Origin of the sequence: Sphingopyxis sp. GC21 (assembly GCF_025727575.1) — a bacterium.
Lineage (GTDB): Bacteria > Pseudomonadota > Alphaproteobacteria > Sphingomonadales > Sphingomonadaceae > Sphingopyxis > Sphingopyxis terrae_A.
In genome coordinates this window covers 515684-541486 of the sequence record NZ_CP095845.1, presented here as the reverse complement: position 1 = coordinate 541486, position 25803 = coordinate 515684, and the positions used below count along the sequence as shown (strand labels likewise).

General features: G+C 65.2%; 22 protein-coding genes. 12 read left to right on the top strand and 10 right to left on the bottom strand.

Annotated features, from left to right (window positions below; all coding sequences use genetic code 11):
• Positions 1-25 precede the first annotated feature (25 nt).
• Entirely contained in the window at positions 26-1729 is a 1704-nt protein-coding gene (locus tag MU856_RS02560; protein WP_263588296.1) for a class I adenylate-forming enzyme family protein, read from the bottom strand.
• Positions 1730-1805: 76 nt separating this feature from the next.
• On the opposite strand from MU856_RS02560, the gene lgt reads away from it, so the two are divergent.
• The 6 genes from lgt to MU856_RS02530 all read left to right on the top strand — a co-directional run bounded on the left by lgt (position 1806) and on the right by MU856_RS02530 (position 7799).
• Positions 1806-2687 (top strand): prolipoprotein diacylglyceryl transferase, encoded by an 882-nt coding sequence (gene lgt, locus MU856_RS02555; protein WP_412072808.1) that lies wholly within the window; start codon positions 1806-1808, stop codon positions 2685-2687.
• Between the two features lie 25 nt (positions 2688-2712).
• Complete coding sequence (locus MU856_RS02550) at positions 2713-3750, top strand: class I SAM-dependent methyltransferase (RefSeq protein WP_263588295.1); 1038 nt, start codon at positions 2713-2715, stop codon at positions 3748-3750.
• Positions 3747-4265, top strand: a complete 519-nt coding sequence (locus tag MU856_RS02545) for a GNAT family N-acetyltransferase (RefSeq protein WP_263588294.1) — start codon at positions 3747-3749, stop codon at positions 4263-4265. Before MU856_RS02550 ends, MU856_RS02545 begins: the two co-directional genes overlap by 4 nt.
• The gene (pgeF, locus tag MU856_RS02540; RefSeq protein WP_263588293.1) at positions 4262-5029 is read left to right on the top strand and encodes a peptidoglycan editing factor PgeF; all 768 of its coding nucleotides are present in this window, start codon (positions 4262-4264) and stop codon (positions 5027-5029) included. The genes MU856_RS02545 and pgeF overlap by 4 nt, the downstream gene beginning before the upstream one ends.
• The gene (locus tag MU856_RS02535; protein ID WP_058812904.1) at positions 5026-6432 is read left to right on the top strand and encodes an SLC13 family permease; all 1407 of its coding nucleotides are present in this window, start codon (positions 5026-5028) and stop codon (positions 6430-6432) included. The genes pgeF and MU856_RS02535 overlap by 4 nt, the downstream gene beginning before the upstream one ends.
• 74 nt (positions 6433-6506) lie before the next feature.
• Entirely contained in the window at positions 6507-7799 is a 1293-nt protein-coding gene (locus MU856_RS02530) for a cystathionine gamma-synthase family protein (protein ID WP_263588292.1), read from the top strand.
• A gap of 38 nt (positions 7800-7837) precedes the next feature.
• On the opposite strand, the gene MU856_RS02525 is transcribed toward MU856_RS02530, so the two are convergent.
• The gene (locus MU856_RS02525; RefSeq protein WP_263588291.1) at positions 7838-8557 is read right to left on the bottom strand and encodes an HAD family hydrolase; all 720 of its coding nucleotides are present in this window, start codon (positions 8555-8557) and stop codon (positions 7838-7840) included.
• Between the two features lie 107 nt (positions 8558-8664).
• Between MU856_RS02525 and MU856_RS02520 the strand changes: the two genes are divergently transcribed.
• The 5 genes from MU856_RS02520 to MU856_RS02500 all read left to right on the top strand — a co-directional run bounded on the left by MU856_RS02520 (position 8665) and on the right by MU856_RS02500 (position 12638).
• Positions 8665-9771, top strand: a complete 1107-nt coding sequence (locus MU856_RS02520; RefSeq protein ID WP_003049217.1) for an ABC transporter permease — start codon at positions 8665-8667, stop codon at positions 9769-9771.
• Positions 9771-10595, top strand: a complete 825-nt coding sequence (locus tag MU856_RS02515) for an ABC transporter ATP-binding protein (protein ID WP_003049215.1) — start codon at positions 9771-9773, stop codon at positions 10593-10595. The genes MU856_RS02520 and MU856_RS02515 overlap by 1 nt, the downstream gene beginning before the upstream one ends.
• The gene (locus MU856_RS02510; protein ID WP_003049211.1) at positions 10595-11536 is read left to right on the top strand and encodes an MlaD family protein; all 942 of its coding nucleotides are present in this window, start codon (positions 10595-10597) and stop codon (positions 11534-11536) included. Before MU856_RS02515 ends, MU856_RS02510 begins: the two co-directional genes overlap by 1 nt.
• Positions 11537-11550: 14 nt before the next feature.
• Positions 11551-12159, top strand: coding sequence for an ABC-type transport auxiliary lipoprotein family protein (locus tag MU856_RS02505; RefSeq protein ID WP_234179427.1), 609 nt, complete (start codon positions 11551-11553; stop codon positions 12157-12159).
• A 158-nt stretch (positions 12160-12317) separates the two neighbouring features.
• On the top strand, positions 12318-12638 hold the full coding sequence (locus MU856_RS02500) for a DMT family transporter (protein WP_003049205.1): 321 nt from the start codon (positions 12318-12320) through the stop codon (positions 12636-12638).
• A 4-nt stretch (positions 12639-12642) separates the two neighbouring features.
• Here MU856_RS02500 and pepN read toward each other — a convergent pair whose 3' ends face one another.
• Positions 12643-15234 (bottom strand): aminopeptidase N, encoded by a 2592-nt coding sequence (gene pepN / locus MU856_RS02495; protein WP_263588290.1) that lies wholly within the window; start codon positions 15232-15234, stop codon positions 12643-12645.
• Between the two features lie 46 nt (positions 15235-15280).
• On the opposite strand from pepN, the gene MU856_RS02490 reads away from it, so the two are divergent.
• Complete coding sequence (locus MU856_RS02490) at positions 15281-16072, top strand: SDR family NAD(P)-dependent oxidoreductase (RefSeq protein ID WP_263588289.1); 792 nt, start codon at positions 15281-15283, stop codon at positions 16070-16072.
• Positions 16073-16103: 31 nt separating this feature from the next.
• Here MU856_RS02490 and MU856_RS02485 read toward each other — a convergent pair whose 3' ends face one another.
• The 7 genes from MU856_RS02485 to MU856_RS02455 form a co-directional block, all read right to left on the bottom strand.
• Positions 16104-17393 carry a DUF445 domain-containing protein gene (locus MU856_RS02485; protein ID WP_255265884.1) on the bottom strand — a complete coding sequence of 430 codons (1290 nt, stop codon included), beginning with the start codon at positions 17391-17393 and terminating at the stop codon, positions 16104-16106.
• A gap of 72 nt (positions 17394-17465) precedes the next feature.
• Positions 17466-20882, bottom strand: coding sequence for an efflux RND transporter permease subunit (locus MU856_RS02480; RefSeq protein WP_263588288.1), 3417 nt, complete (start codon positions 20880-20882; stop codon positions 17466-17468).
• 40 nt (positions 20883-20922) lie between these two features.
• On the bottom strand, positions 20923-22107 hold the full coding sequence (locus MU856_RS02475) for an efflux RND transporter periplasmic adaptor subunit (RefSeq protein WP_062902003.1): 1185 nt from the start codon (positions 22105-22107) through the stop codon (positions 20923-20925).
• A 312-nt stretch (positions 22108-22419) separates the two neighbouring features.
• A complete protein-coding gene (locus tag MU856_RS02470; RefSeq protein ID WP_058812897.1) occupies positions 22420-22692 on the bottom strand; it encodes a GlsB/YeaQ/YmgE family stress response membrane protein in 273 nt (90 codons plus the stop codon).
• Positions 22693-22810: 118 nt separating this feature from the next.
• Entirely contained in the window at positions 22811-23065 is a 255-nt protein-coding gene (locus tag MU856_RS02465; protein WP_058812925.1) for a GlsB/YeaQ/YmgE family stress response membrane protein, read from the bottom strand.
• Positions 23066-23990: 925 nt separating this feature from the next.
• Positions 23991-24980 (bottom strand): quinolinate synthase NadA, encoded by a 990-nt coding sequence (gene nadA, locus MU856_RS02460; protein ID WP_263588287.1) that lies wholly within the window; start codon positions 24978-24980, stop codon positions 23991-23993.
• 94 nt (positions 24981-25074) lie between these two features.
• Positions 25075-25788: an adenylate cyclase gene (locus tag MU856_RS02455; protein WP_263588286.1), complete on the bottom strand. Its 714-nt coding sequence runs from the start codon at positions 25786-25788 to the stop codon at positions 25075-25077.
• Positions 25789-25803: the final 15 nt, after the last annotated feature.

Below are 25803 nucleotides of genomic sequence, written 5' to 3'. Positions count from 1 at the left end.
CTCTCCGGTTACGCCGTCGTTGCGATCATGCCGCGGGCTGAGCCGCAAATTCCTCGCGATATTTGTTGCGCAGGCTGACCTTGTCGATCTTTTCGCTGCCCAGCTTCGGCAGCGCATCGGTTGCCATCCAGATGCGATAGGGCACCTTGAACGCCGCCAGCCGCTCCTGCAGGAAGGCCGTCAGTTCGTTTGCATCGACGCTGCTCTCGGGTTTCAGCCACACGACAGCGCCGACTACTTCGCCCAGCCGCTCGTCGGGCAGGCCGAACACCGCGCATTCGTTGACGTCGGCATGTTCGTAGATCGCCGCCTCGACCTCCTGACAGCTGATATTCTCGCCGCCGCGGATGATGATGTCCTTCTTGCGATCGACGATGAACAGATAGCCGTCGGCATCAAGATAGCCGAGGTCGCCGGTGCGGAAATAGCCATTGTCGAAAAAGGCCGCCTTGGTCGCCGCCGGATTGTTCCAATAGCCTTCGAAATTGCAGATCGACCGGATGCATACTTCGCCGACCTGTCCCTGCGCGAGCGCCGCGCCATTGTCGTCGAGGATCGCAAGATCGACGAGCGGTTTCGACGCCGGGCCGGTCGAAAGCGGCTTTTCGACGTAATTTTCGTTGATGATGCCGCAGCCCACGGCGTTGGTTTCGGTAAGGCCATAGCCGAGCAGCGGCTTGCCCTCGCCCATTTCGGTCGCCAGGCGCTTCACATGTTCGGGCGGGCGCGGCGCCCCGCCGCCGGCGTAGCTCTTGCACGTCGACAGATCGTAATTCTTGCGGTTCGGATGGACGAGAATCTCGTAGCTCATCAGCGGCACGCCGACGAAATAATTGACCTGTTCGTCCTGGATCAGCCGCATCGCCTCTTCGGCATTCCACTTCGGCATCAGCACAAGCTTCCGGCCGAGCGCGAAGCTTTGCAGGAACACGGGGATTTCGGCGGTGACGTGGAACAGCGGGGTGCAGATCAGCGTCGCGGGCTGAATATCGGACATCTGCCCGTCTTCGGTCAGAAGATGGACGATGCTCGCGGTCTGGGTGACATAGTTGAAGATCGCCTGGACCACCGAACGGTGACGCGAATAGGCGCCCTTCGACTGACCCGTCGAACCGGAGGTAAAGAGAATCGTCGCCAGATCATCACCCGTCAGCGCGGGCAAGGCGGTGTCGGCGCTGCCGCTGACCGGCGCGATCGCTTCGGCGATCGGGCGCGTGATGTCGAGCGTCACGACCTTGGCACTGTGCGTCGCGCCGGGTTCGGCCAGTCGCGCCGCGCGCTGCGGATCGGCGATCACCAGCTTCGCCTCCGCATCCTCGATTCCCGCGGCCAGCTCGCCGCCCTGCCACCAGCCGTTGAGCAGGGTCGCGCAGCCGCCCGCAAGCAGGATGCCGAGGTAGCTGACGCACCAGACATTGGCATTGCGCATCGCCAGCCCGACACGGTCGCCGCGCGCGACGCCGTGCGTTTCGATCAGTCCCGCCGCAACTTTCCGCGCGGCGGCATAGACCTGTTTGAAGCTCAGCCTTTCATCGCCTTCGACCAGAAAGGTGGCGTCGCCATGCTGCGCACAAAAAAACGCAACATAGTCGCCCAGATTCGTCGGCGCATTGGTGATGAAGGGCAGCGAACGCCCGTCCTTTTCGATGGATCCGACCTGGATCGGCCCGCCGGGGCCGGTGATCAGTTCATATGCGGCGTCCAGGCGCAGATCGAGCGCGGATGGCATCCTGTATCTCTCCTCTTGGTCTCGTGGCGCTTACCCCTTATGGGGAGGCCTCTCCTGGGGAAGGTTCCGAGAATATATGTTTCTTTTTGCAACCCTAGCCGAAGCAACGCAATATGTGAACTTCCATGACCTGATGGGAGACAATAGCGCGATTGCCTTTTCGGTATTCGGGCTTCCGATCCGTTGGTACGCCCTCGCCTATCTCGCGGGCATTTTCGTCGGCTATTGGTATCTTACCAAGCTGATCGACCAGCCGGGCTCGCCGATGGCGCGCCGTCACGCCGACGACATGATCTTCTATGCAATGCTCGGAATCATCCTGGGCGGACGCATCGGCTATGTCCTGTTCTACAATCTGGAATCCTATATCCGCGATCCCGCCGCAGTCTTCCGCCTCTGGGACGGCGGCATGTCGCTGCACGGCGGCGTACTCGGCGTGCTGGTCGCGATCTGGTATGTAACGCGCAAGGAGAAGCTCAGCTTTCTGCGCTTTTGCGACTATGTCGCGTGCGTTGTGCCCTTCGGCCTCTTCTTTGGCCGCCTCGCCAATTTCGTGAACGGCGAGCTGTGGGGTCGCGCCACGACGGTGCCGTGGGCGATCATCTTTCCCGAAAGCGGAACGATGGACCCGCGGCATCCCAGCCAGCTTTACGAAGCGGGACTGGAAGGCATCGTCATGATGGCGGTGCTCGCCTGGTTCTTCTGGCGCACCGATGCGCGCTACAAGCCCGGATTCCTGTTCGGCATGGCCGCGATCCTCTATGGCGTCAGCCGTTTCGTCGTCGAATATTTCCGCGAACCCGATGTTCAGCGCCAGTGGGTCGTCGACATGACCGGCCTGTCGATGGGCCAGTGGTTGACCGTGCCGATGCTGCTCGCCGGCATATGGCTCGTCGCGACCGCCAAGGGTCGGCGCAAGCGCGTCGAACCCGTCGCGGGGTCCGAGAGCGTTGCCTGACGGACCGCCGACCCCCGACGATTTGATGAGGGAAATTGCCGCGGCGCGGACGGTGACGGTCGCCGATTATATGGCGGCGGCGAACGCGCATTATTACGCGACGCGCGACCCGCTCGGCGCCGCGGGCGATTTCACCACGGCGCCCGAAATCAGCCAGATGTTCGGCGAAATGGTCGGCGTCTGGATCGCCGACCTGTGGACCCGTGCGGGCGGCCCCGCCTTTCATTATGTCGAATTGGGGCCGGGGCGCGGCACACTCGCCGCCGACGCGCTGCGCACCGCCGCCCGCTTCGACTGCAAGCCGCAAGGCCTCCACCTCGTCGAGACGAGCCCGGCGCTGCGCGCGGCGCAGTCGGCGCGCCTGCCGGACGCAGAGCATCATGACGAGATCGACAGCCTGCCGGACGACCTGCCGCTGATCGTCATCGCCAATGAATTTTTCGACGCGCTGCCCGTCCATCAATATGTGGCAACGAAGGACGGCTGGCGCGAGCGCATCGTCGTGCGTGGGGGCAACGGCATAACCGCTGCTCCGGACACGGTTCCCGCGGACGAGGCCATACCGCCGGCGCTGCGCGACCGCGCCGAAGGCACGATTGTCGAAACCGCGCCCGTCGCCGCCGCGGTGATGCATCAGTGCAGCGCACGGCTCGCACGGCAGGGCGGCGCAATGCTCGCGATCGACTATGGCTATTGCGGCCCCGCCACCGGCGACACGCTGCAGGCGGTAAAGGCGCATCGTTTCGCCGATCCCTTCGCCGATCCGGGCGAGGTCGACCTGACCGCCCATGTCGACTTCGCAGCGCTCGCCCATGCCGCGCGGCGCCCCGGCACGAACGTCTTCGGCCCCGTTGATCAGGGCGCGTGGTTGCAGGCGATGGGCATTGACGCCCGCTTGCAGACGTTGGTCGCTGCCTCGCCCGCACGCGCGCGCGATTTGCAGGGACAGCGCGACCGGCTGGTCGCGGGCGATCAGATGGGAACATTGTTCCAGGCGATGGCGCTGACCGGCGCCGGCTGGCCGCAGCCCGCCGGATTCGATAGTTCGGGAGAGATTGCATGACCAACGTCACGCTCGCGACCGCTGCCGACGCCGACGCGCTGTCGCGCTTTGCCGAAGCCGCCTTCGTCCATACCTTCGGTCATATCTACGATCCCGCCGACCTGGCGAGCTTTCTCGCGGACTGGAATCCGCCCGAGAAACTGCGCGCGCAGATCGCCGATCCCGCGATGGTAGTCGCGCTCGTCCGCGGCGCCGACGAGGCGATCCTCGGCTATATCAAGCTTGGCCCCATCGATTTCGATCTGCCCGATGGGCAGCCGGCGGAGGGCGCGACCGAACTCCACCAGCTTTATGTCGCCGCCGAAGCCAAAGGGACGGGCGTTGCCGCGGCGCTGATGCAATGGGGCATCGACTGGGCGCGCCAAAGGGCATCGATCCTCTATCTGTCGGTCTTCACCGAGAACCAGCGCGCGCAGGCTTTTTACCGCCGCTATGGCTTCGTCGATGTCGGCCGCAACGCATTCCGCGTCGGCAACCATATCGACGAAGACCGGATCTGGAGGCTCGACCTGTGACCCCGCCTTTCACCACCGCCGCGCCGCTCGCCGGGGTCGCGCACGGATTTTTCGGACGGCGCGGCGGCGTGTCGACCGGCGAGCTTGCCTCGCTCAACTGCGGCGTGGGATCGGGAGACGATGCCGCGCTGATTGCGGAAAATCGCCGCCGCGTCGTCGCCGCCGTGCTGCCCGGCGCTACTCTGACAGGGCTTTATCAGGTGCATGGCAATCGCTGCCATATCGTCGATGCGGACAGCGACCTTGCCGCCCGGCCCGAAGCCGACGCGCTGGCGACGCGCACGCCGGGCATATTGCTCGGCATCCTCACCGCCGATTGCGTCCCGGTGCTGTTTGCCGATCGCTCGGCGGGGGTCGTCGCGGCGGCGCATGCCGGGTGGAAAGGCGCGATCGCCGGGATCACCGACGCGGCGCTCGACGCAATGGAAAGCCTCGGCGCGCGACGCAGCGATGTCGTCGCGGCGATCGGCCCCTGCATCGGCCGCGCGTCCTATGAGGTCGATGACGGCTTCGTGCAGCGCTTCATCGCCGACGATCCCGCGAACGAACGCTTCTTCGCGGCTGGCAAGCCGGGACACGCCATGTTCGACATCGCCGCCTATGTCGCGGCGCGCCTCGCGGCCGCGGGCGTCGCCAAGGTTGCCATCGGCGGGCAGGACACCTACGCCGAAGCAGAGGAATATTTCAGCTATCGCCGCGCCTGCCATAAAAGCGAGAACAGCTATGGCCGGCAGCTTTCGGTGATCGGATTGGGGGACGGATGACGCGCACGCGCCTGCTCGGGCTGATCGGCGGCTTGCTGGCTTTCGTCGCGATGCTGGCGCTGCCGGCCCCCGCGGGCATGGAACCGACGGCGTGGCGCGTTGCGGCGCTGACCGTCCTGATGGCAATCTGGTGGATGACCGAAGCGATGCCGCTGACCGTCACCGCACTCCTTCCCTTCCTGACCGTCCCGGCCTTCGGGGTGATGGACGCCAATGCCATCGCCAAGGAATATTATTCGCCGATCCTGTTTCTGATCCTGGGCGGCGCGTTCCTCGCGCTCGCGATCGAGCGCGTCGGGCTGCACCGCCGGCTCGCACTGGCGCTGCTCAAGCGCGCGTCGCCGACCGCGACCGGGCTGCTCTTCGCCTTCATGGCGGCGACCGCGCTGCTCAGCATGTTCATTTCCAACACGTCCACCGCGCTCATCATGGTGCCGATCGCGCTGGCGGTCGTCGGAGCCGCCGGCGCCCGCGAGGGCGATACCGAGGGTTTCCCCGGCGCCGTGATGATGGGGATTGCCTTCGCCGCTTCGCTCGGCGGACTGGGCACATTGGTCGGCAGCCCGACCAACGCCATTGCCGCGGGCCTGATCGAGCGGACGCTCGGGCTGCACATCTCCTTCCTCGACTGGGCGATTTATGGCGTGCCGGTGGTGCTTGTGTCGGTGCCCTTTGCGATGATCGTCCTTGCGCGGGTGCAGCGGCTTGCCGAGCATCCGTTCGACGGGCGCGCGGCGGCGGCCGCGCTCGGCAACCAGGCAATCTGGTCGACCGCCGAGCGGCGCGTCGTGCCCGTGTTTCTGCTCGTGCTGATCGCCTGGGTGATGCAGCCCTGGCTCGAACCGCTGTTCCCGAAGGGCGCGCTGACCGACGGCACCGTCGCGGTGGCGGGCAGCCTGCTGCTGTTCGTCGTGCCCGACGGTACCGGCCGGCCGCTGCTCGTCTGGAAGGAAGCCGATCGCGCGCCCTGGGGCGTCATCATGATGTTCGGTGGCGGGCTTGCCCTCGCCGCCGCAATCACCGAGAGCGGACTTGCTGCCTGGCTGGGCGCGGTTCTCGCACCGCTCGGTTCGATCCCGACAATCCTCCTTGCGGCGGTGATTGTCGCGCTGACGATACTGATCACCGAATTCGCCAGCAATGTCGCAACGGCGAGCGGCATCATGCCCGTGCTCGCCGCGCTGATCGCGGCCACCGGCACTGATCCCGTCCTCCTTGCCCTGCCCGTCGCGATGGCGGCAAGCTGGGGCTTCATGCTGCCATCGGGAACGGGCCCCAACGCGCTTGCCTGGGCGACGGGCAACATCGCTCTGCCGCGTATGCTCAAGGCGGGGCTGGCGCTCGATCTGCTCGGCGTACCGCTGCTGATCGGCATTATCTGGGCCATCGCCGCGCTTGCCTGACCCGGCTGACCGCGAACCGGTTTCAATCGTAACCAGCCTTGCTATAGCTGCGTGATCATTTTCAGGAGCATGTCATGGCCACGCGCGGCAAGAACAAGGCGAATATCGAAGCAGTCGGCGGCAAGAAGCTGACCCCCGCGACGCAGATGATGGGGCATGGCTATGACCCCTTTCTGTCCGAAGGCGCGCTGAAGCCGCCGATCTTCCTGACCTCGACCTTCGCGTTCGAAAGCGCGGCGGCGGGCAAGCGCTTCTTCGAACATATCACCGGCAAAAGGCAGGGCCCCGCCGACGGCCTCGTCTATTCGCGCTTCAACGGCCCCAATCAGGAGATCGTCGAAGATCGGCTCGCGCTGTGGGACGGCGCCGATGATGCGCTCGTCTTTTCGAGCGGGATGTCGGCGATCGCGACGCTGATGCTGGCGCTCGTCGGACAGAATGACGTGATCGTTCATTCGGGTCCGCTCTATGCCGCGACCGAAACGTTGGTTGCACGCACCCTGTCGCGCTTCGGCGTCGGCTTCGTCGATTTCCCGGCGGGCGCGACGCGCGAACAACTCGACGACGTGCTGGCCCGCGCCCAGGCGCTCGCCGACGAAAAGGGCGGCAAGGTCGCGCTCGTCTATCTCGAAAGCCCGGCCAACCCGACCAACGCGCTCGTCGATGTCGAGGCGGTGCGCGGCGCACGCGATGCCGCCTTCCCCGGCGACCACAAGCCCGCGATCGCGATCGACAACACCTTCCTCGGCCCGCTCTGGCAACAGCCGCTCAAGCAGGGCGCCGAACTCGTGGTCTATAGCCTGACCAAATATGCCGGCGGTCATTCGGACCTGGTCGCGGGCGGTGTGGCGGGCGATCAGCGGCTGATCGACATCATCCGGCCGATGCGCAACACGATCGGCACCATCTGCGATCCCAACACGGCGTGGATGCTGCTGCGCAGCCTCGAGACGCTCGAACTGCGCATGAGCCGGGCGGGCGAGAATGCGCTGAAGATCTGCACCTTCCTGCGCGATCATCCCAAGGTCGAAGGACTAGGCTATCTCGGCTTCATTGCCGACCCGCGCCAGCAGGACATCTTCGACCGCCACTGCAGCGGCGCGGGATCGACCTTCTCGCTGTTCATCAAGGGCGGCGAGGAAGAGAGCTTCCGCTTTCTCGACTCGCTCAAGATCGCGAAGCTCGCGGTCAGCCTCGGCGGCACCGAAACGCTCGCGAGCCATCCGGCGGCGATGACGCATCTGTCGGTCCCCGACGAACGCAAGAAAGCGTTGGGCATCACCGACAATCTCGTCCGCATCTCTATCGGGATCGAGGATGCTGACGATCTGATCGCCGACTTCGCGCAGGCACTGGACGCGGTCTGAGCGGAAGCGAGGCAAGCCCTCCCGCACCGCCGGGATGACTATGTCTTCTGCCGCCAGTCGACGACGGCCCATCCCCGCTGCGGCGCCAGCTTCTTCAGCACGCGCGACGGCGTCGTCGCCACCGCCTCGTCGGCGAAGCCCAGCATCGGATGATCGGAGACATGATCCGAATAGGCGCGGATGTGCGCGTCTTCGCGGGTGATGGCATTATCGGCGAGCCATTCGCCGATGCGCGCGAACTTGGCCGCGCCATAGCAATTGTCGCCCGCCAGCCGCGCGTGGATATGATCGGCGCCGTCGGGTGCGTCGAGGCGGGTCGCCAGCACATCGTCGATGCCCAGCCGCCGCGCGATCGCATCGACATAGAGATGGAAGGACGCGGTCGCGAGGAGGACGCGGTAACCCGCCGCGCGGTCGGCCGCGATCTGGTCGAGCGCCGCCGCGTGCACGCCGCGCGCGATGACCTGATCGGCATAGCTTTCGGCGAGCGGAGCGATCTCGGCGCGGTTGAAACTCTTTCCGACCAGCAGCCGCAGATTGATCGCCTTCAGCCGCGACCGGTCGATCAGCCGCAAGGAATAGGCAGCGGCGGCAAGCGCCACCAGCGGCAGCAACAGCAGCCGCCATTGCTGGCGCCGCCGCGCAACGTGCATCAGAAAGCCGCTATACGTCCCCGACCGCGTGATCGTGCGGTCCATGTCGTACATCGCGACACGATGCGCATAGTCGCGGACGGGATCGAGCGTCGGAACCTCCATGACCCCGCTATAACCGCGCGCCCACCGCCGGCCAAGAGCGCAGCCTGCCGCAAGCGCGGCCAATTCGCTTGCCGTGCCCTGGCAAATAATCCAATGTCGCCCGCGTCATGGCGGTTTGGGCGGACTTCGAAACGAATGATGGCGCTGACGGCGCAGAGGTCCGCTTCTCGGGCCGGTTGACGCTCGCCCGGATGGGCGACCTGCCGCAGCGGCTCGACGAGCTTGGACCGATTTCGCTCCTCGATCTTTCAAATATTACCCGCATCGACACCGTCGGGGCGTGGATCGTGACGCGCACGATGCATCGCCACGACGCGAAGGTCGTCGGCGCGAGCCAGGATGCGCAGCGGCTGCTCGACGCGCTGGCGAACGACACCAGCGAGTATCGCATCCATGGCGACCGGCGCCCTGCCTGGGTGCGTATGCTCGAACAGCTCGGCACCGCAAGTGTGGCGATCTGGAACGAACTGCTTGGCATCATCGGCTTTTTCGGCGCGATGGTCGTCGCGCTGTTCAACCAGATCCGCGCGCGCCGCGCGATCCGCTGGAATGCGATCGTCACGCGGTTCCAGACCGTCGGCGTCGACGCGCTGCCCATCATCGGGCTGATGAGCTTCCTTATCGGCATCGTCATCGCGCAGCAGGGATCGGTGCAGCTCAAGCAATTCGGGCTCGAGGTGTTCACGATCAACCTCGTCGGCCGTGCCTCGATCCGCGAGCTGGGATTGCTGATGACCGCAATCATGGTCGCCGGCCGGTCGGGTTCGGCCTTCGCCGCGCAAATCGGAACGATGAAGCTGACCGAGGAAGTCGATGCGATGCGCACGATCGGCGTGTCGCCGATGGAGGCGATCGTCCTGCCGCGCGTCGCGGCATCGACGATCACCATGCCGCTGCTCGGCTTTTATGCCAGCATCTGCGCGATCATCGGAGGCGGCATCTTCTGCTGGGTCGGGCTGGAAATCCCGCCGCTGACCTATGTCCAGCGCATCCGTGAAATCATCCCGATGACCGATTTCTGGATCATGCTGATCAAGGCACCGGTTTTCGGCATCCTGATCGGCGTCACCGGCTGTTACGAAGGGATGCAGGTGCGCCAGAATGCCGAGCAAGTCGGCAAGCGGACGACCTCGGCGGTTGTCGCCGCCATCTTCCTCGTCATCGTTCTCGACGCCTTTTTCGCCGTTTTCTTCACCTCGCTGGGCTGGAACTGATGGCCGAGCTCATCGAACCCGAAAAATTCGACATTGCGATCAAGGTGCGCGGCCTGTGCAACCAGTTCGGCGATGCGGTGATCCACGAAGACCTCGATCTCGACGTGCGGTCGGGCGAGATATTGGGAGTCGTCGGCGGATCGGGCACTGGCAAGTCGGTGCTGATGCGGTCGATCATCGGGCTGCAGATCCCGACCGCGGGCGAGGTCGAAGTCTATGGCAAGACGCTCGACACGATCGTCGACGAAGAGGAATCGCGCGACCTGCGCCGTCGCTGGGGCGTGATGTTCCAGGGCGGTGCGCTGTTCTCGACGCTCACCGTTGCGGAGAATATCCAGGTGCCGCTGCGCGAATTTTATCCGCGCATGGACTCTGAACTGCTCGACGAAATCGCGGCCTACAAGGTCGCGATGGTCGGCCTGCCAAACGATGCCGGCCCCAAATATCCGGCCGAGCTGTCGGGCGGCATGGTCAAGCGTGCGGGGCTGGCGCGGGCGCTGGCGCTCGATCCGGCGCTGCTGTTCCTCGACGAACCGACCGCGGGGCTCGACCCGATCGGCGCCGCGAAGTTCGACGAGCTGATCCGCGAACTGGCCGACACGATGGGGCTGACCGTGTTCCTGATCACCCACGACCTTGATTCGCTCTACGCCACCTGCGACCGGGTCGCGGTGCTGGCCGAGAAAAAAGTGATCGCGGTCGGCACGATTCCGGAACTTCTTGCCACCGAGCATCCTTGGATACAGGAATATTTCAACGGACCGCGCGGACGCGCCGCCTCTGGCAGCAACGACGCGCTGACGCGGGCAGATAGGAAGAGCTGATGGAAACGCGGTCGAACAATGTTCTGGTCGGGGCCTTCGTCCTGCTGTTCACCGTTGCGCTCGCGCTGTTCGTGGTCTGGCTGGCGAACGACAGCGGCGGCAAGCGTCAGGAATATGATATATTTTTCAAACAGTCTGTCGACGGATTGAACAAAGGCGCACAGGTGCAATTCTCCGGCGTTCCCGTCGGCCAGGTGCGGCAGATCGCGCTGTGGCCCGACGATCCGCAATTCGTCCGCGTGCGTATCGAAGTCGACGAGCATGTGCCGGTGCTGCAGGGGACGACCGCGGCGCTGGAAGGCGTCGGCTTCACCGGCGTATCGCAAATCTCGCTCGACGGCGCGGTCAAGGGCGCGCCGCCGATCGCCGACAAGGGCCCCGCCGGCAAACCGGTCATCCCGACGCGCGTTGGTGGGCTCGGCGAACTGCTCAACACCGCGCCGCAGCTTCTCCAGCGCCTGTCGACGCTGACCGAGCGGCTGGCCGAACTGGCCGACGACAAGAATCAGGCGAGCTTCGCGGCGATCCTGAAGAATGTCGAGCAATCGACCGCGATCCTCGCGCGCAACGGACCGGCGATCGAAGCCGCGCTCGCCGACACGCGCGTTGCGATCCAGCAGACGGGGACCGCGGCCGAACAGATCGGCAATCTTGCCGCCGCGACGCAGGGCACGATCGACCGCAATGTCGATCCTGCGATGCGCAATCTGCGCGACACGCTCGCCTCCGCAAACAAGTCGATGCAGACGCTCGAATCGGCGATTTCGGACGCCCGGCCCGGCCTCAAGACCTTCAGCGAAACGACGATTCCCGAAGCGAATGCGCTGATCCGCGACCTGCGCCGCACCTCCTCCTCGCTTTCGAGCCTGACCGACAAGCTCGATCAGCAAGGCGCGGGCGCGGTGCTCGGCGGCAGCAAGCTGCCCGATTACAAGAAATGAGGATGACGACCGCCATGCCCCACCCGCTTCGCCGTCTTCGCACCCCCGCGCTGCTCGCGCTGGGCGCGCTGTCGCTCTCGGCCTGTGTCAGTTTCGGCGGCAAGGCGCCGCCCTTTCTGCTCACGCTCGATTCCGATGTCGCCCCGGTCGTCGGCGAGGCGCGCTCGGCGGGCGAAGCGCAGACGCTGACGATCCTGATCCCGAATGCGCCGCAAAAGCTGCGCACCACGCGCATCCCGGTGCAGCAGGACGATGCGAGCGTCGCCTATGTCAAGGACGCCCAGTGGGTGGAGGCGCCGCAGCGCCTGTTCCAGCGGCTCCTGTCGGAAACCGTTGCGGCAAAAACCCCGCTGGTCGTGCTCGACGAAGGTCAGTATCTGACCGCACCGGGCGAACAGCTTGCCAGCCAGCTGCTCGAGTTCGGCGTCGATGCGCGCACCAACGAAGCGGTCGTCTCGCTCCAGGCGATGCGCGTCGCGGCGGGCGGCAAGACGGTCACACAGCGCCGCTTCGAGGTGCGCGAACCGATCGGCGGCAAGATCGAGGCAAAGCCGGTCGGCGAGGCGCTGACCCGCGCCGCTAACAAGGTCGCCGCGGACGTCGCGGCCTGGCTCGCAGGCTGACGCGCGCCGCGCCTCTTCGTCGCTCCACTCTTGCACTTTGCGCGCCTGCCCCTTAGGGGCGAGCCGCGGCCGCGATAGCCGCCTCTTTCGCGCATCGCCTCTTTCGGGTTTCCGGCGTGCGCCTCCCGCACGAGCCCGCCTGACGAAAGGACTCGCGCATGGGATGGTTCATCCTGGCAATCGCCGTTTTCACCGAAATTTGCTGGGCACTCAGCCTGAAATGGGCCGCAACGCTGGGCACGTGGCAGGCCTCGACGGTGCCGATCGCGCTCAGCTTCCTCAACATGGCGCTGCTCGCCTTTGCGATGCGCGAGATTTCGGCCGGCACCGCCTATGCAATCTGGACCGGCCTCGGCGCGGTCGGCGTCATCATCGGCGGTATCGTCCTGTTCGGCGAAAAAATCGGCACCGTGCAGATCGGCTTCATGGCGCTGATCGTGATCGGCGTCGTCGGCACCAAGCTGTCGGCGCCGGCCTGATCGCTCAGCCCAGCAAGCTCTTCGACGCCTGTTCGGTCGTGTCGCGCGACAGGCCGGGCTGGGCGAGGATGCGTTCCAGTTCGGCGCGCATCATCGCGGCGCGCGCCTCGTCGAAGCGCTTCCACCGCCCGAGCGGCGGGATCATTCGCGCCGCGGTCTGCGGATTGCGCGGATCGAGCGCGATGACAAGGTCGGCGATCAGCCGATAGCCCGCGCCATCGGCCTGATGAAAGGCCGCCTGATTGCCCGTGAACGCCCCATAAAGCGATCGCACCCGGTTCGGATTGGACAGGGTGAAATCGGGATGCTCGGCCAGCTGGCGCACCGCCTCCACCGTGTCGGGGCGCATCGACCACGCCTGTACCTGGAACCATTTGTCGAGCACGAGCGGATTGTCGCGGTAGCGCTGATAGAAGATGTCGAGCGCATGGGCGCGTTCGTCGCTGTCGCCATGCGCGAGCGTCGCCAGCGCCGCCTGACGCTCAGTCATGCCGTCGGCATCCGAAAACACCCCGAAGACAAGCGCCGGGATATCGGCGATCCCCGTCGCGGCAAGATAGGCGAGCGCGACGCCGCGCAGGCGCCGTTCACCCTTGGCGTGCGGCGACAGGTCGGTCGCCGGCGGTGCCTTGCCCGCCAGTATCGCGCGCCATTCCTCCTCGAGCGCGCGGCCGATCGCGGCCTGCAGCGCCAGCCGTTCGCGGCGGATTGCGTCGGGATCGACGGTGAGCATCTGGTCGCCGATGAACGCCTCGCTGGGCAGCAGCACCGCCTCGGCAACGAAGGCCGGATCTTCGCCGCGCCCACGCAACGTCTGCGCCACCGCATCGACCACCGCCCGATGATCGACTTCATTCCCCGCCGCTGCCGCGACAAGCGTGTCGAGCATGAGCTGCTGCAAGGCTTCGTAGCGCGCGAAGGGGTCGTGATCATGCGCCGCAAGCCAGGCGAGTTCCCCCTGCGCGCGATCGAAATCGACGATGACCGGTGCCGAAAAGCCGCGGTTGACCGACAAGGCAGGGCGCCCGTCGAAGGCGCCGAGCGCGATCCGCTGCGTCGCACCGGTCAGCGTCACCAGCGTATCGGGCAGCGATGCACCGCCGCTTCTATCGAAGGCCGCGATACGCAGCGGCATCATCATCGGCAGTTTTTCGGGCTGGCCGGGGGTCGGCGGCACGGTCTGCACCACATCGAGCGCCCACTGCCCCTGATCCTCTGAAAGCGTCAGCTTGAGCCGCGGCGTCCCCGCCTGCTCGTACCAGCGGCGGAACTGGGTCAGGTCGATCGCCCCGCCCTCCTCCATCGCGCGCACGAAATCCTCGCACGTCGCGGCCTCGCCATCGTGGCGGTCGAAATAGAGGTCGGTGCCGGCGCGGAAGCGCTGCGGACCGAGCAGGGTCGCCATCATCCGGATGATCTCCGCGCCCTTGTTGTAAACGGTCGCGGTGTAGAAGTTGCTGATCTCCTGATAGCTGTCGGGCCGGATCGGGTGCGCGAGCGGCCCCGCATCCTCCGGATACTGTGCGGCGCGAAGCAGGCGGACATCCTCGATTCGCTTGACCGGTGCGGAACCCATATCGGCCGAAAAACTCTGGTCGCGATAGACGGTGAAGCCTTCTTTCAGGCTGAGCTGGAACCAGTCGCGACAGGTGACGCGATTGCCCGACCAATTGTGAAAATATTCGTGCGCGACCACCCCCTGCACCCCGTCATAGTCGAGGTCGGTCGCTGTGTCGGGATCGGCCAGGATATAACGCGTGTTGAAGATGTTGAGGCCCTTGTTCTCCATCGCCCCCATGTTGAAATCGCTGACCGCGACGATGTTGAACAGGTCGAGGTCATATTCGCGGCCATAGACGCGCTCGTCCCACGCCATGCTGTCCTTGAGCGCCTGCATCGCGTGGCCGGTGCGGCCCTCGTCGCCCGCGCGCACCCAGATGCCCAGTTCGACCTTGCGCCCCGACATGGTGGTAAAGCTGTCGCGGTTGACGACAAGATCGCCCGCGACGAGCGCGAAAAGATAGGAAGGTTTCGGCCAGGGATCTTCCCACAAAGCCCAATGGCTGCCGTCGTCACCCGCACCCTTTGCAACGCAATTGCCGTTCGACAGCAGGATCGGAAAGGCCGTCTTGTCGCCCGTCATCCGCACCTTGTAGCGGCTGAGGACGTCGGGACGGTCGGGATGGAAGGTGATCCGCCGGAACCCCTCGGCCTCGCACTGGGTGCAGAGCATGCCGTTCGAGGCATAAAGGCCCATGAGCTGGGTATTGGCCGTGGGATCGATCGCGGTATCGACCTCGACGATAGCGCGGGCCCGGTCGCCGAGATCGACGATCAGGTCGGGGCCCTCCATATGCCAATCGTTCCAGCTTTCGCCATCGACGCGCACCGCGAGCGGGGTCAGGCCGTCGCCGCGCAGCGTCAGCGCGGCCGGCGCATCGGCATGGCGCACGACCGACAGCGCCGCACCCACGCGCGTCGTATCGAGGCCGAGCGCGAAATCGAGCGCGATGTCGGGCACCTGCCATTCGGGCGGGCGATAATCGCTGCGGTGGATGGTGACGGGCGGAACGGGGGAGGAAGAAGCGTCGGTCATAATGCGGGTCTAGGCTTGCGCCGCGCGCCGCGCAATAAGGGCGGCGATGGGACATATGCTGATTTTCGGAATGGGCTATGCGGCGGGCCATATCGCCGACCGGTTGCGCGCGCGCGGGTGGGAGGTGAGCGGGACGACGCGCGACGGACGCGGCGACAGCATCGCCTTCGCCGACGAGGCCGCGGTGCTGGGCGCGCTGCGATCGGCGACGCATATCCTGTCGTCGGTGCCCCCGGCGGACGGCACCGACCCAGTGCTCGCCCGCTATGGCGAGGCGGTGGCGCTCGCGCCGGCGGGGTGGACCGGATATCTTTCCTCGACAGGCGTTTATGGCGATACCGGCGGCGCGTGGGTCGACGAAAGCGGACCGGTGAAGGGCCGCCGTCCCGACCGCAACGCCGCCGATGCGGCGTGGGCCGCACTGCGCGGCGACATGTGCGTCTTTCGGCTGCCGGGCATCTATGGTCCCGGCCGCAGCATCCTCGATCGTATCCGCGAAGGCCGTGCGCACCGGATCGATCTGCACGACCAGGTTTTCAGCCGCGTCCATGTCGACGATATCGCAGGCTGCGTGATCGCCGCCTTCCGCGGCCCGGCGGGCGTCTACAATCTTGCCGACGAGGCGCCGTGCCACCAGAACCGCCTCGTCGAATGGGGCTGCGCGCTACTGGGGGCGTCGCTGCCGCCGCTGCAATCGCTCGACGCCGCCGGCCTGTCGCCCGCCGCGCGCGCCTTCTATGCCGAGAATCGCCGCGTTGCGAACGGCAAGGCGAAACGACTGCTGGGGTGGATTCCGCGCTACCCGAGTTTTCGCGAGGGACTGGCGGCCTGTCTTTAGGCCAGCGGCTCCACCCTCCACGGGGCGACGGTCAAATCCAGATATCGATTGTGTGGATCAAAACGCCCACCAGTCCGCCGACCAGCGTGCCGTTGATGCGGATATATTGCAGATCGTCGCCGACCGCATTTTCCAGCCGGTCGGTGATCGTTTTCGCGTCCCAGCCGCGGATCGTGTCCGACACCAGCTTCAGCGCCGTCTCGCCATAGCTGTCGACCGCGCCGACGACGGCGCGGCGGGCGTAGCGGTTGAGCGTGCGTTTGATCGCCTGGTCCTCGCCCAGCATCGCGCCGAACTGCGTCACCAGCTCGCCGATCCGGCCCGCGAGCATCGTCTCTGGATCGCGCGCCGCGCGCAGCAAGGCGCCCCGCCCCTGTTCCCACAATCCGTCGAGCCAGCGCTTGACCGCCGGGTTGTCGAGCAGTTCGTCGCGCACCCGCGCAACCTTTTCCTGCATTTCCGGGTCATGCTGCAGATCGAGCGCCAGCTTTGCGAGCCCCTCTTCGACGCGGATGCGGATCGGATGGGTTTCGTCGACCGCCATTTCGCTGAGCAGCTTCGACAGGCCGGCGACGATGCGGTTCGAAATGCTCTCGTCGAGGCCGGTGAAGCGGACGATGGCCCCCGAATTGTCGTGGACCATCTGGTGGATCAGATGCTCGTTGAGGTCGAGCGTCTTCGACCCCCATTTGACCATCGCATCGAGCAACGGTTGATGCCGCCCCTCGGCCAGCGCCGCCTGCAGCGCCTGCCCGAGCAGCGGCGCGACATCGAGTTCGCGCAGCCGGTCCGCGATCGCCGATTTGACCATGCCGCCGAGCCGCTGCTGATCGAGCGCGCCGAGCCCGTCGGCGATGATCCGCGACGCGCCGAGCCTCAGCCGCCCGCCGCCCTCGGCAGGCTGCGAGAGGAATTTGCCGACTGCGCCCGCAACATCGACCGTCTGCATCTTGCGCGCGATCAGGCGCGGCAACAGGAAATTGGTGAGCAGAAAGCGCGCCAGCGTGTCGCCGATGCGATTCTTGTTACGCGGCACGATCGCCGTGTGCGGGATCGGCAGCCCCATCGGGTGACGGAACAGCGCGGTCACGGCAAACCAGTCGGCCAGCCCGCCGACCATCGCCGCTTCGGCAAAGGCGCGGACGAAGCCGACGGCGGGATGCACATCCTGATAATATTTTGCGGTCACGAAGACCGCGGCCATGAAGAGCAGCAGTCCGGTTGCCACAATGCGGACGTTGATGCCGCCGGTCGGAACGGCGACGCCCACTCCGGCGGGGTGGGCGCGCCTGCTTTCGGTCGGGGGCGATACGCTGGTCATGCCGTTCAAATGGGGCAGCCCGCCAAAGGTTGCAACCGGCGGACCGCGCGCGCGGTCGCCGGTCGCGTCCGGTTACTCGGCCGGCTGCGGCGCGGCATCGCCGTGCGGCCGCGTATCGTCGCCCTTCTTGTAGGTGAGCAGATTGCTCGAGAAGAAGCGGCCAAGGCGCTTTTCGATGCTGTCGGCCAGGCTGAAGCCTGCGGGCACGATCAGCAGCGTCAGCATCGTCGACAGGATCAGGCCGCCGATGACGACCACGCCCATCGGCGCGCGCCATGCACCGTCACCCGACAGCGACAGCGCCGTCGGCACCATGCCCGCGACCATCGCGACGGTCGTCATGATGATCGGCTGCGCGCGCTTGCGCCCTGCATCGACGAGGGCCTCGACCTTGCCGATCCCCTTGTCCATTTCCTCGATCGCGAAATCGACGAGCAGGATCGAGTTTTTGGCGACGATCCCCAGCAGCATCAGCAGGCCGATATAGACGGGCATCGAGATCGGCATCCCGGTCACGAGCAGGCCGAGCAACCCGCCGAGCGGTGCCAGCAGCAGCGACGACATGTTGACCAGCGGCGACAGGAAGCGGCGATAGAGCAGCACGAGCGTCGAGAATACGAGCATCAGGCCCGACACGACCGCGATCAGGAAGTTCTTGATCAGCTCGGCCTGCCACTTCTGGTCGCCCTGGATGACCTTGCGGATGCCCTGCGGCATATTCTTGACCGCGGGCAGCGCATCGATCTTTTGCTGCGCATTGCCCGTGACAAGGCCGGGCGCAAGATCCGCCCCGATGACGATACGCCGCGTCTGATTGTAGCGACGCAATTCGGTCGGACCGGCGCCGAAGCCGATTTCTGCCACCGATTTCAGCGGCACGGTCGTCCCGCGCGAGGTCGGCACCGGCAGATTCTCGATCGTCGCGAGGCTGCGGCGCGAATCTTCTGACAGCAGCACGCGGATCGGTATCTGGCGATCGGACAGGGAGAATTTCGCCGCATTCTGATCGATATCACCCAGCGTCGCGATGCGGATCGTCTGGCTGAGCGCCGCGGTGGTCACGCCGAGTTCGGCGGCCAGATCCATGCGCGGATTGACGATGATCTCGGGCCGCGGAATGTCGCCCTCGATCCGCGGCGCGCGCAGTTCCTTGAGCTTGCTCATTTCGTCGACGATCTTGAGCGCGTGCTTTTCCAGCGCGACCGGATCGTCGCCGCCGATCACCATCGTGATGTCGCGGCCCGAAAAGCCGCCCGACTGGCTCTGGAACGACACGCGCGCATCGGGAATCGCCGTCAACTTCGGCTGCAGGCTGCGTTCCCATTCGACGCTGCTGATATCGCGGTCCTTCTTGAGCGTCAGGAAGGCATTGCCGCCGCCGACATTGACGTCGAAAAAGGCCGTATCGACGGCGGGGCTTGCGCTGAGGATCGACGAAACCTGGTTCGCGATATGCTCGCTCTGCGCCAGCGTCGATCCCGGCGGCAGCTCATATTTGATCTGGCTGTAATCGCTGTTGATCGTCGGCTGGAACTGCTGCGGCAGCGTGGCGAACAGGACGATGCTCAGCACGAAGGCCGCGGCGCCGATGCCGACGATCCACACGCGGTGATCGAACAGCCGTGCCCAGGCGCGCTGCAGCATGAACTTGGCCCAGCCGGTAAAGGCCCATTGGCGCATACCGACAATCCAGGCGAGCGCACCGAGCAAGATCGCAAGCAAGCTGGTCGCAAGGAAGACGATCACGGTCAGCGCCGGCGTGCGCAGCAGGAAATACAGCGCCGTATTCGGCGCATCCTGACCGACCGGCACCGGCTGGAAATAGGCGTAGGCCGAATAGAGGACGAAGATGCCCGACAGGATCAGGGGAACAGCGAGGAAGGCGAGCCGGGTCGGAACCGCTTCGTAGCGGGCGCGCACCGCGTGATGCTTGCCATTGTCGAGCGTCCAGCGCAGCACGCGCTCGTAACGATCGATCCACGGCCCTTCGGCGTGCGCCTGTTCGCCATGCGCGGCCAGGAAATAGGCCGCGATCATCGGCGTTATCATACGCGCGACGGCAAGGCTCATCAGCACCGCGAACACCACGGTCATCCCGAACTGGATGAAGAACTGGCCCGAGATGCCGGGCATCAGCGCGACGGGCAGGAAGACCGCGACGATCGACATCGTCGTCGCCACAACCGCGAGCCCGATTTCGTCGGCGGCGTCGATCGAAGCCTGATAGGCCGTCTTGCCCATACGCATATGTCGGACGATATTTTCGATCTCGACGATCGCGTCGTCGACCAGTACCCCGGCGACAAGGCTGAGCGCCAGCAGCGACAGGCTGTTGAGCGAAAAGCCCATCAGATCCATGAACCAGAAAGTCGGAATGGCCGACAGCGGGATCGCCATCGCGCTGATCATCGTGGCGCGCCAGTCGCGCAGGAACAGGAAGACGACGACGACGGCGAGCACCGCGCCTTCGATCATCGCGGCCATCGAGCTGCGATATTGTTCCTTCGTATATTCGGTGCGGGTGAAGAGGATCTTGAACTTCACCTTGGGGTTGTTCTTCTCGATCTCCGCCAGCTTTTTCATCGCCTCGTCATGGACGCTGACGTCGGACGAGCCCTTCGCCTTTTCGATCGAGAAGGACAGCACCTGACGGCCGTTGATCTTCGCCAGATTACGCTGTTCGGCATAACCGTCGGTCACCTTGGCCACGTCGGAAAGCTGGATCGTCCGGCCGTTGCCGATCGAAATGCGCGTTTCGCCGAGCTGGAATGCATTCTGCGCGTTGCCGAGGACGCGGACCGCCTGTTCCGACCCGGCAATTTCGGTGCGCCCGCCCGCCGCGTTCAGATTGACCTGACGGAGCTGCTGGTTCACCTGGCTCGCGGTCAGGCCATAGCTCTGCATCCGCGCGGGATCGAGGATCACGCGGATTTCGCGGTCGACCCCGCCCGAACGGCGCACCTGGCTCATACCCGGCACCGACAGCAGCTCTTTTGCGACCGTATTGTCGACGAACCACGACAATTGTTCGAGCGTCATGTCGGTCGCTTCGACCGAGAAATAGGTGATCGGGCCGCCGGCGATATCGACACGGATCACCTGCGGCTCGAGAATCCCGTCGGGCAGATTGCTGCGGATTTGGGAAATCGCCTGATTGACGTCATTATAGGCGCGATCGATCGGTGTCCCGATCGCAAATTGCACCATCGTACGGCTGCTGCCTTCGCTGACATAGGAGGACAATTCGTCGACGCCGCTGACGCTGCGCACCGCAGCTTCGACGCGCTGCGTCACCTGCGTTTCGAGTTCCGCTGGCGCAGCGCCCGGCTGCGCGACGATGACCTGCACCGCCGGGAATTCGATATCGGGATTGTCGTTGACGTCCATCCGGTTGAAGCTGACGATCCCCGCCAGCAACAGCAGCGCGAACAGGACGATCGGCGGCACCGGATTGCGGATGCACCAGGCGGAGATGTTGCGAAAGCTCATGATTCAAACGCCCTTGTGCGCAGTCGGTCCGGGGAAAGGCTTATTGCGGCGATTTCTGGATCGTCGGCTTCACCTTGTCGCCGACGTTGAGGAAGGCGCCCGCCAGCACGACGACCTTTTCGTTGCCGGTCAGACCCGACGCGATCGACACGCCGCCATCGGTGACGGTGCCGACCTTGACCGGACGCCGTTCGATCTTGTCGTCCTTGCCGACGATCAGGACATAATTGCCCTCGGGACCGCTCTGCACCGCGCTTTCGGGAAGCAGAGGCGCCTCGGCCGAACCCGAGACCAGGCGAGCGTCGGCGAAGCCGCCGGGACGCAGTGCATCGCTGTAAGGGACGGCAATGCGCACGGTGCCCTGCCGCGTGTCGGGATTGACGACCGGCGACACCTGCCACACCTGTCCGGCGATCTGCAGGTTGGTGCCGACCGGGGTTACGGTCGCGCGTGTTCCGGTGCGGACGCGCTGGAGATCGCCCTCGGCCAGTTGCGCGAGCATTTCCATTTCGCCGGCCTTGGCCATGCGGAACAGCACGCCGCTGCCGGCGCCGACGACCTGGCCCGGTTCGACCTGACGCGTAAGCACCAGACCCGCCGCAGGCGCGACGATGTTCAGACGGCCGTTGCGCGCAACGGCTTCCTTATACTGCGCTTCGGCAACGCGAACCCGCGCGTTCGCAGAATCGCGCGTCGCGCGCTTGCGGTCGAGGTCCGCTTTCGAAATGAAGCCGCGTCCGACCAGCGCTTCGGCGCGATCGAGTTCGGATTGCGCCAGATCGGCGTCCGCCCTGGCGACGCGGATCGATGCGGAAAGGCTTGCGGCCTGCTGCGCCTGCACCGAGCGGTCGATCACCGCGAGCGTCTGGCCCGCGCCGACCCACTGACCGGGTTCGACCAGAACCCTGACGACCTGGCCGCCCTCGCCCGCGATACCGACCGGCATCTCGCGCCGTGCGGCGATGGTGCCATTGGCGGCGATGACCGCTTCGACCGACTGGCGGCCCGGGATCATCACCGTCACGGTCGGCGTGCTGGCGCCCGCAGCGGCGCCCGCGGCGCCGCCCGAGGCCGCGCCGTCGCCGGCCTTGCCCGAACCGAACGCAAACCAGGCGACGGCAAGCACGATCGCGGTCAACACCAGCGCGACGATCAGGATCGTACGCTTGCGGCGATTGTCCGCCTCTTCGTAAAAGCTTTGGGTCGAACCCGCCAGGCTATCCATCGAATCCACTTTCCGCTCGTAGTTCACATCGAACTCCCCATCCCTCCGCGCCGACGTGTGCCGCAGCCGTCAACGACGACCGCCCCCTCTTCCGAACGGTAGGACAAATATGTCGAAGGTGTATTACCCTATTACATCACCACATACAAGAGGCGATTGAGCCCGTGCACACCCCGCACACAGCTGCGCGCGACTAGGCGAAATCATCCGTCTTTTCCAGCGTTTATGCCCATGAAAAAGGGCGGCCTGCTGCCGCAGACCACCCTTTTTCGAGCCTTCGCTCCGTTTTGGAGCTATGTCGGTTTCAGCGCTTCAGCGCACCCTGCCCCGCCGGACCAGATTGACGATGGCAAGCAGGATCACGGCGCCCAGAAAGGCCGTCAGCAACGTCTTCGGATCGAACGCGTCACCACGCAAATGGCCGCCGCCGATCAGACCGCCGAGCAGAAACCGACCCAGAATAGAGCCGATGCAGCCGACGATGATATTCAGGAAAATGCCTTGTTGTGCGTCGGTACGCATTACGATGCTGGCAAGCCAGCCGATGATGCCGCCCACGACGATAGCGATGATGAAATCGATCATGACATTGACCCCCTACGATCATTGTTGCCCGCCTGTCTGCGGGTATGTGCTTGATAACGCGAACGGCCCCGATTGCCTAACGAATTGGCGGCGACCCGAAGGACGCCGCCATCGGACGTCAGCGGACGCTGCCGCGGCGCACCAGATTCACGATCGCCAGCAGGATGATCGCACCCAGCAGCGACACGAGGAAGCTGTACAGCGTAATCGCGTTGTTGATCGAACCGCCGCCGATCAGCAAGCCGCCGATGAAGGCGCCGATGATGCCGACAACGATATTGAGCAGGATGCCCTGCTGCGCGTCGGTGCGCATGACGATGCTGGCGAGCCAGCCGACCACACCGCCGACAACGAGCCAGATGATAATGCCGATCATGTTGCAATCTCCTCCTTGGACACAGTCGAACATCGATGCGGCACCCGTTCCGACGCTCGGCCGGTCGCGGTGCGACATCGCTTCAACGATGCGATCATAATGTCGATGGAGGGCGAAAAGTTCCCGGCCGCTTCCCCGAAAGGTCACGGCCGGGACAGTGGGATCAGTTCCGGTCGGGGAACTGCTCCGGGTCGCAGGACGGGATTTAGGGGGATTGGTGCGCCGCGGTTGTGACAGACATCACAGGCGCCAAAAAAAGTGCCGAAGGCAGGCAGCGGCAGCGAAATGCGCACCGCGCAAACGAAATGGGGGCCGACATCGCTGCCAACCCCCACTATCCGGTTTCGATCGTTGCGCGTCCGTTCCGCTTCATCCCGAACCGCTGGCCTGGCGACCAGCAGCCCGCCAAACGATGCGTCGCGGCGCGCGCCGGCTCGATCCGGCGATGGTTCGGTCGGCCCCCTTTCGGGGGCCGGCCTCACCCGGAAAGCCCTTCGTCATCCGGTCTGCGCGTCCGCCGAAGCGGTCGCCGTCCAAGCGACGGTCTGCTTTCCCGTACCCGATCGGGTTCGCCTCAACTCGTGGGAATCGCGGCGTTCCGTGATCGAGCTATCGGTCAATTTCCTCGTCAACCGGCCCGTTCTCTTCTGGCTAGTCTTGCAACCACCCTTCGTGTCCCGGCGGTCCGACGTCTCTGTCGTCCGATGATTTGAAGCTGACATGAAGGCCACGGAGCGCCAAATAAAAAACGCGCTTTCGCGCGCAGTACACTCCGCCTTCTGTGGATAAGTCCGGCATTAGCAACAAGCGGATTCGGTGCAGCATTTTTGTAACAGCGCTGCAGCATTTTCGGATTCGCCCAGAGGCGGTTTGACCGACGACTCGCCGATCCGACTCGCCCCGCGCGACGACGACTCGCGACTCAGCGGGCGCCCAGATCGCCCTTGCCGACGGTTCCCGACGCCATTTCGAGCATCCTGTCGAGGCTCTTGCGCGCGGCAAGGCGCAGGTCCTCGTCGAGTTCGATCTGCGGCTTCAGGTCGCGCAGCGCGATGTAGAGCTTTTCCATCGTGTTGAGCGCCATATAGGGGCAGATGTTACAGTTGCAGTTGCCGTCCGCACCCGGCGCACCGATGAAATTCTTCTCGGGCAGCGCGAGCTGCATCTGGTGGATGATATGCGGTTCGGTCGCGACGATCAGCGTATCGCCGTCGAAGGTCTTGGCGAATTGCAGGATGCCGCTGGTCGATCCGACATAATCGGCATGATCGACGATATAGGGCGGGCATTCGGGGTGCGCCGCGACCGGCGCGTCCGGATGCTGCGCCTTCAGCTTCAGCAGCTCGGTTTCGCTGAAGGCTTCGTGGACGATGCACACGCCGGGCCAGAGCAGCATGTCGCGCCCGAACTTGCGGTTCAGATAGCCGCCGAGGTGGCGGTCGGGACCGAAGATGATCTTCTGTTCGGGCGGGATCTGGCTGATGATCGTCTCGGCGCTCGATGAGGTCACGATTACGTCGCTGAGCGCCTTTACCGCCGCTGAGCAGTTGATGTAGGTCAGCGCGATATGGTCGGGATGGGCGGCGCGGAACCGCGCGAATTGTTCGGGCGGGCAGCTGTCCTCCAGGCTGCACCCGGCGTTGAGATCGGGCAAGATCACGATCTTTTCGGGGCTGAGAATTTTCGCGGTCTCGGCCATGAACTTGACCCCGCAAAAGGCGATGACATCGGCATCGGTCTCGGCCGCCTTGCGCGAAAGCTCGAGCGAATCGCCGACGAAATCGGCAAGATCCTGAATTTCCGGCTTCTGGTAATAATGCGCCAGAATCACCGCATTGCGCTCCTTGCGCAGACGATCGATCTCGGCGCGCAGGTCGAGGCCGGAGAGATTTTCGCGGACGGGAGCAGTCATGGCGGTTCCTTGTCGGTGCTTGTCGGGCGCTCCCTACACCGCCGTCAGCGCGAGGGCAAACGCGCCCGCCGCGCCATATGTCGGCTGCGGCCGGTCAGCCGCCGCCAAGGCGCCGCGCAAGCTCCTCGACCGGCGGTGCCAATGCGAGCGAGTAGACCGCAATGCGGGTTACCACGACCGCGAGCGCGACCCGGATCGTCGCCGGGTGCACGCGCCCGATCGTGCGGCGGTCATGGAGCGCGATCAGGCCGACGATCGCGAGTTCGATGAGGCCGATCGGAATGTCGGACCAGCCGATCATCAGCGGTAGCGGCAAGACGCGCCCAAGCGCCGGTTCGAGGACGATGATCGTCGCCCCCAGCATCAGGCGCCGGTGCCAGTCGGTGGCACGGCGGCGGCGGATCGCAGCATAGACAAGCACCCCGAAAGCGATCGCTTCGATTGCGGTCAGCGCGAGAAAATAGGGTGCGGTGAAAAAGGGCGGCTGGCGGTGCAGGATCACCGCGGCAAAGCCGGTGAAGATGCCAAGCCCGACGATGATCGTCGCCAGCGCGGCGCCGGTCCAGCCAAGCTGGCGGTGCAGCGTCCGGTTGCCCGCCGCCGCCAGGCGAGGCTGGACTACGAGAAGCCCGAGCCAGCCGAACATCGCCAGCGCGTGCAGATGCACCCAAATCGGTGCGGCTACCGGATCGGCCAGCCCGCGAAATGCGAACTGGGCGAATGCGACAAAGATGAAAAGCGCGAGGCCGATTGCCATACGCTGCCAGAAACGCTCGCCGGCGAGCGCGCGATTTGCGGTCGTTGCCATGCCATACCCCCCTCA

Coding starts and splice junctions, on each gene's coding strand:
- MU856_RS02510 (WP_003049211.1), top strand. CDS start 10,595: ATGGAAACGCGGTCGAACAATGTTCTGGTCGGGGCCTTCGTCCTGCTG.
- pepN (WP_263588290.1), bottom strand. CDS start 15,234: ATGACCGACGCTTCTTCCTCCCCCGTTCCGCCCGTCACCATCCACCGC.
- MU856_RS02475 (WP_062902003.1), bottom strand. CDS start 22,107: ATGGATAGCCTGGCGGGTTCGACCCAAAGCTTTTACGAAGAGGCGGAC.
- MU856_RS02545 (WP_263588294.1), top strand. CDS start 3,747: ATGACCAACGTCACGCTCGCGACCGCTGCCGACGCCGACGCGCTGTCG.
- MU856_RS02530 (WP_263588292.1), top strand. CDS start 6,507: ATGGCCACGCGCGGCAAGAACAAGGCGAATATCGAAGCAGTCGGCGGC.
- MU856_RS02455 (WP_263588286.1), bottom strand. CDS start 25,788: ATGGCAACGACCGCAAATCGCGCGCTCGCCGGCGAGCGTTTCTGGCAG.
- MU856_RS02490 (WP_263588289.1), top strand. CDS start 15,281: ATGGGACATATGCTGATTTTCGGAATGGGCTATGCGGCGGGCCATATC.
- MU856_RS02520 (WP_003049217.1), top strand. CDS start 8,665: ATGGCGGTTTGGGCGGACTTCGAAACGAATGATGGCGCTGACGGCGCA.
- MU856_RS02535 (WP_058812904.1), top strand. CDS start 5,026: ATGACGCGCACGCGCCTGCTCGGGCTGATCGGCGGCTTGCTGGCTTTC.
- MU856_RS02560 (WP_263588296.1), bottom strand. CDS start 1,729: ATGCCATCCGCGCTCGATCTGCGCCTGGACGCCGCATATGAACTGATC.
- MU856_RS02485 (WP_255265884.1), bottom strand. CDS start 17,393: ATGACCAGCGTATCGCCCCCGACCGAAAGCAGGCGCGCCCACCCCGCC.
- MU856_RS02525 (WP_263588291.1), bottom strand. CDS start 8,557: ATGGAGGTTCCGACGCTCGATCCCGTCCGCGACTATGCGCATCGTGTC.
- MU856_RS02500 (WP_003049205.1), top strand. CDS start 12,318: ATGGGATGGTTCATCCTGGCAATCGCCGTTTTCACCGAAATTTGCTGG.
- MU856_RS02480 (WP_263588288.1), bottom strand. CDS start 20,882: ATGAGCTTTCGCAACATCTCCGCCTGGTGCATCCGCAATCCGGTGCCG.
- lgt (WP_412072808.1), top strand. CDS start 1,806: ATGTTTCTTTTTGCAACCCTAGCCGAAGCAACGCAATATGTGAACTTC.
- MU856_RS02550 (WP_263588295.1), top strand. CDS start 2,713: ATGAGGGAAATTGCCGCGGCGCGGACGGTGACGGTCGCCGATTATATG.
- MU856_RS02515 (WP_003049215.1), top strand. CDS start 9,771: ATGGCCGAGCTCATCGAACCCGAAAAATTCGACATTGCGATCAAGGTG.
- MU856_RS02470 (WP_058812897.1), bottom strand. CDS start 22,692: ATGATCGATTTCATCATCGCTATCGTCGTGGGCGGCATCATCGGCTGG.
- MU856_RS02505 (WP_234179427.1), top strand. CDS start 11,551: ATGCCCCACCCGCTTCGCCGTCTTCGCACCCCCGCGCTGCTCGCGCTG.
- nadA (WP_263588287.1), bottom strand. CDS start 24,980: ATGACTGCTCCCGTCCGCGAAAATCTCTCCGGCCTCGACCTGCGCGCC.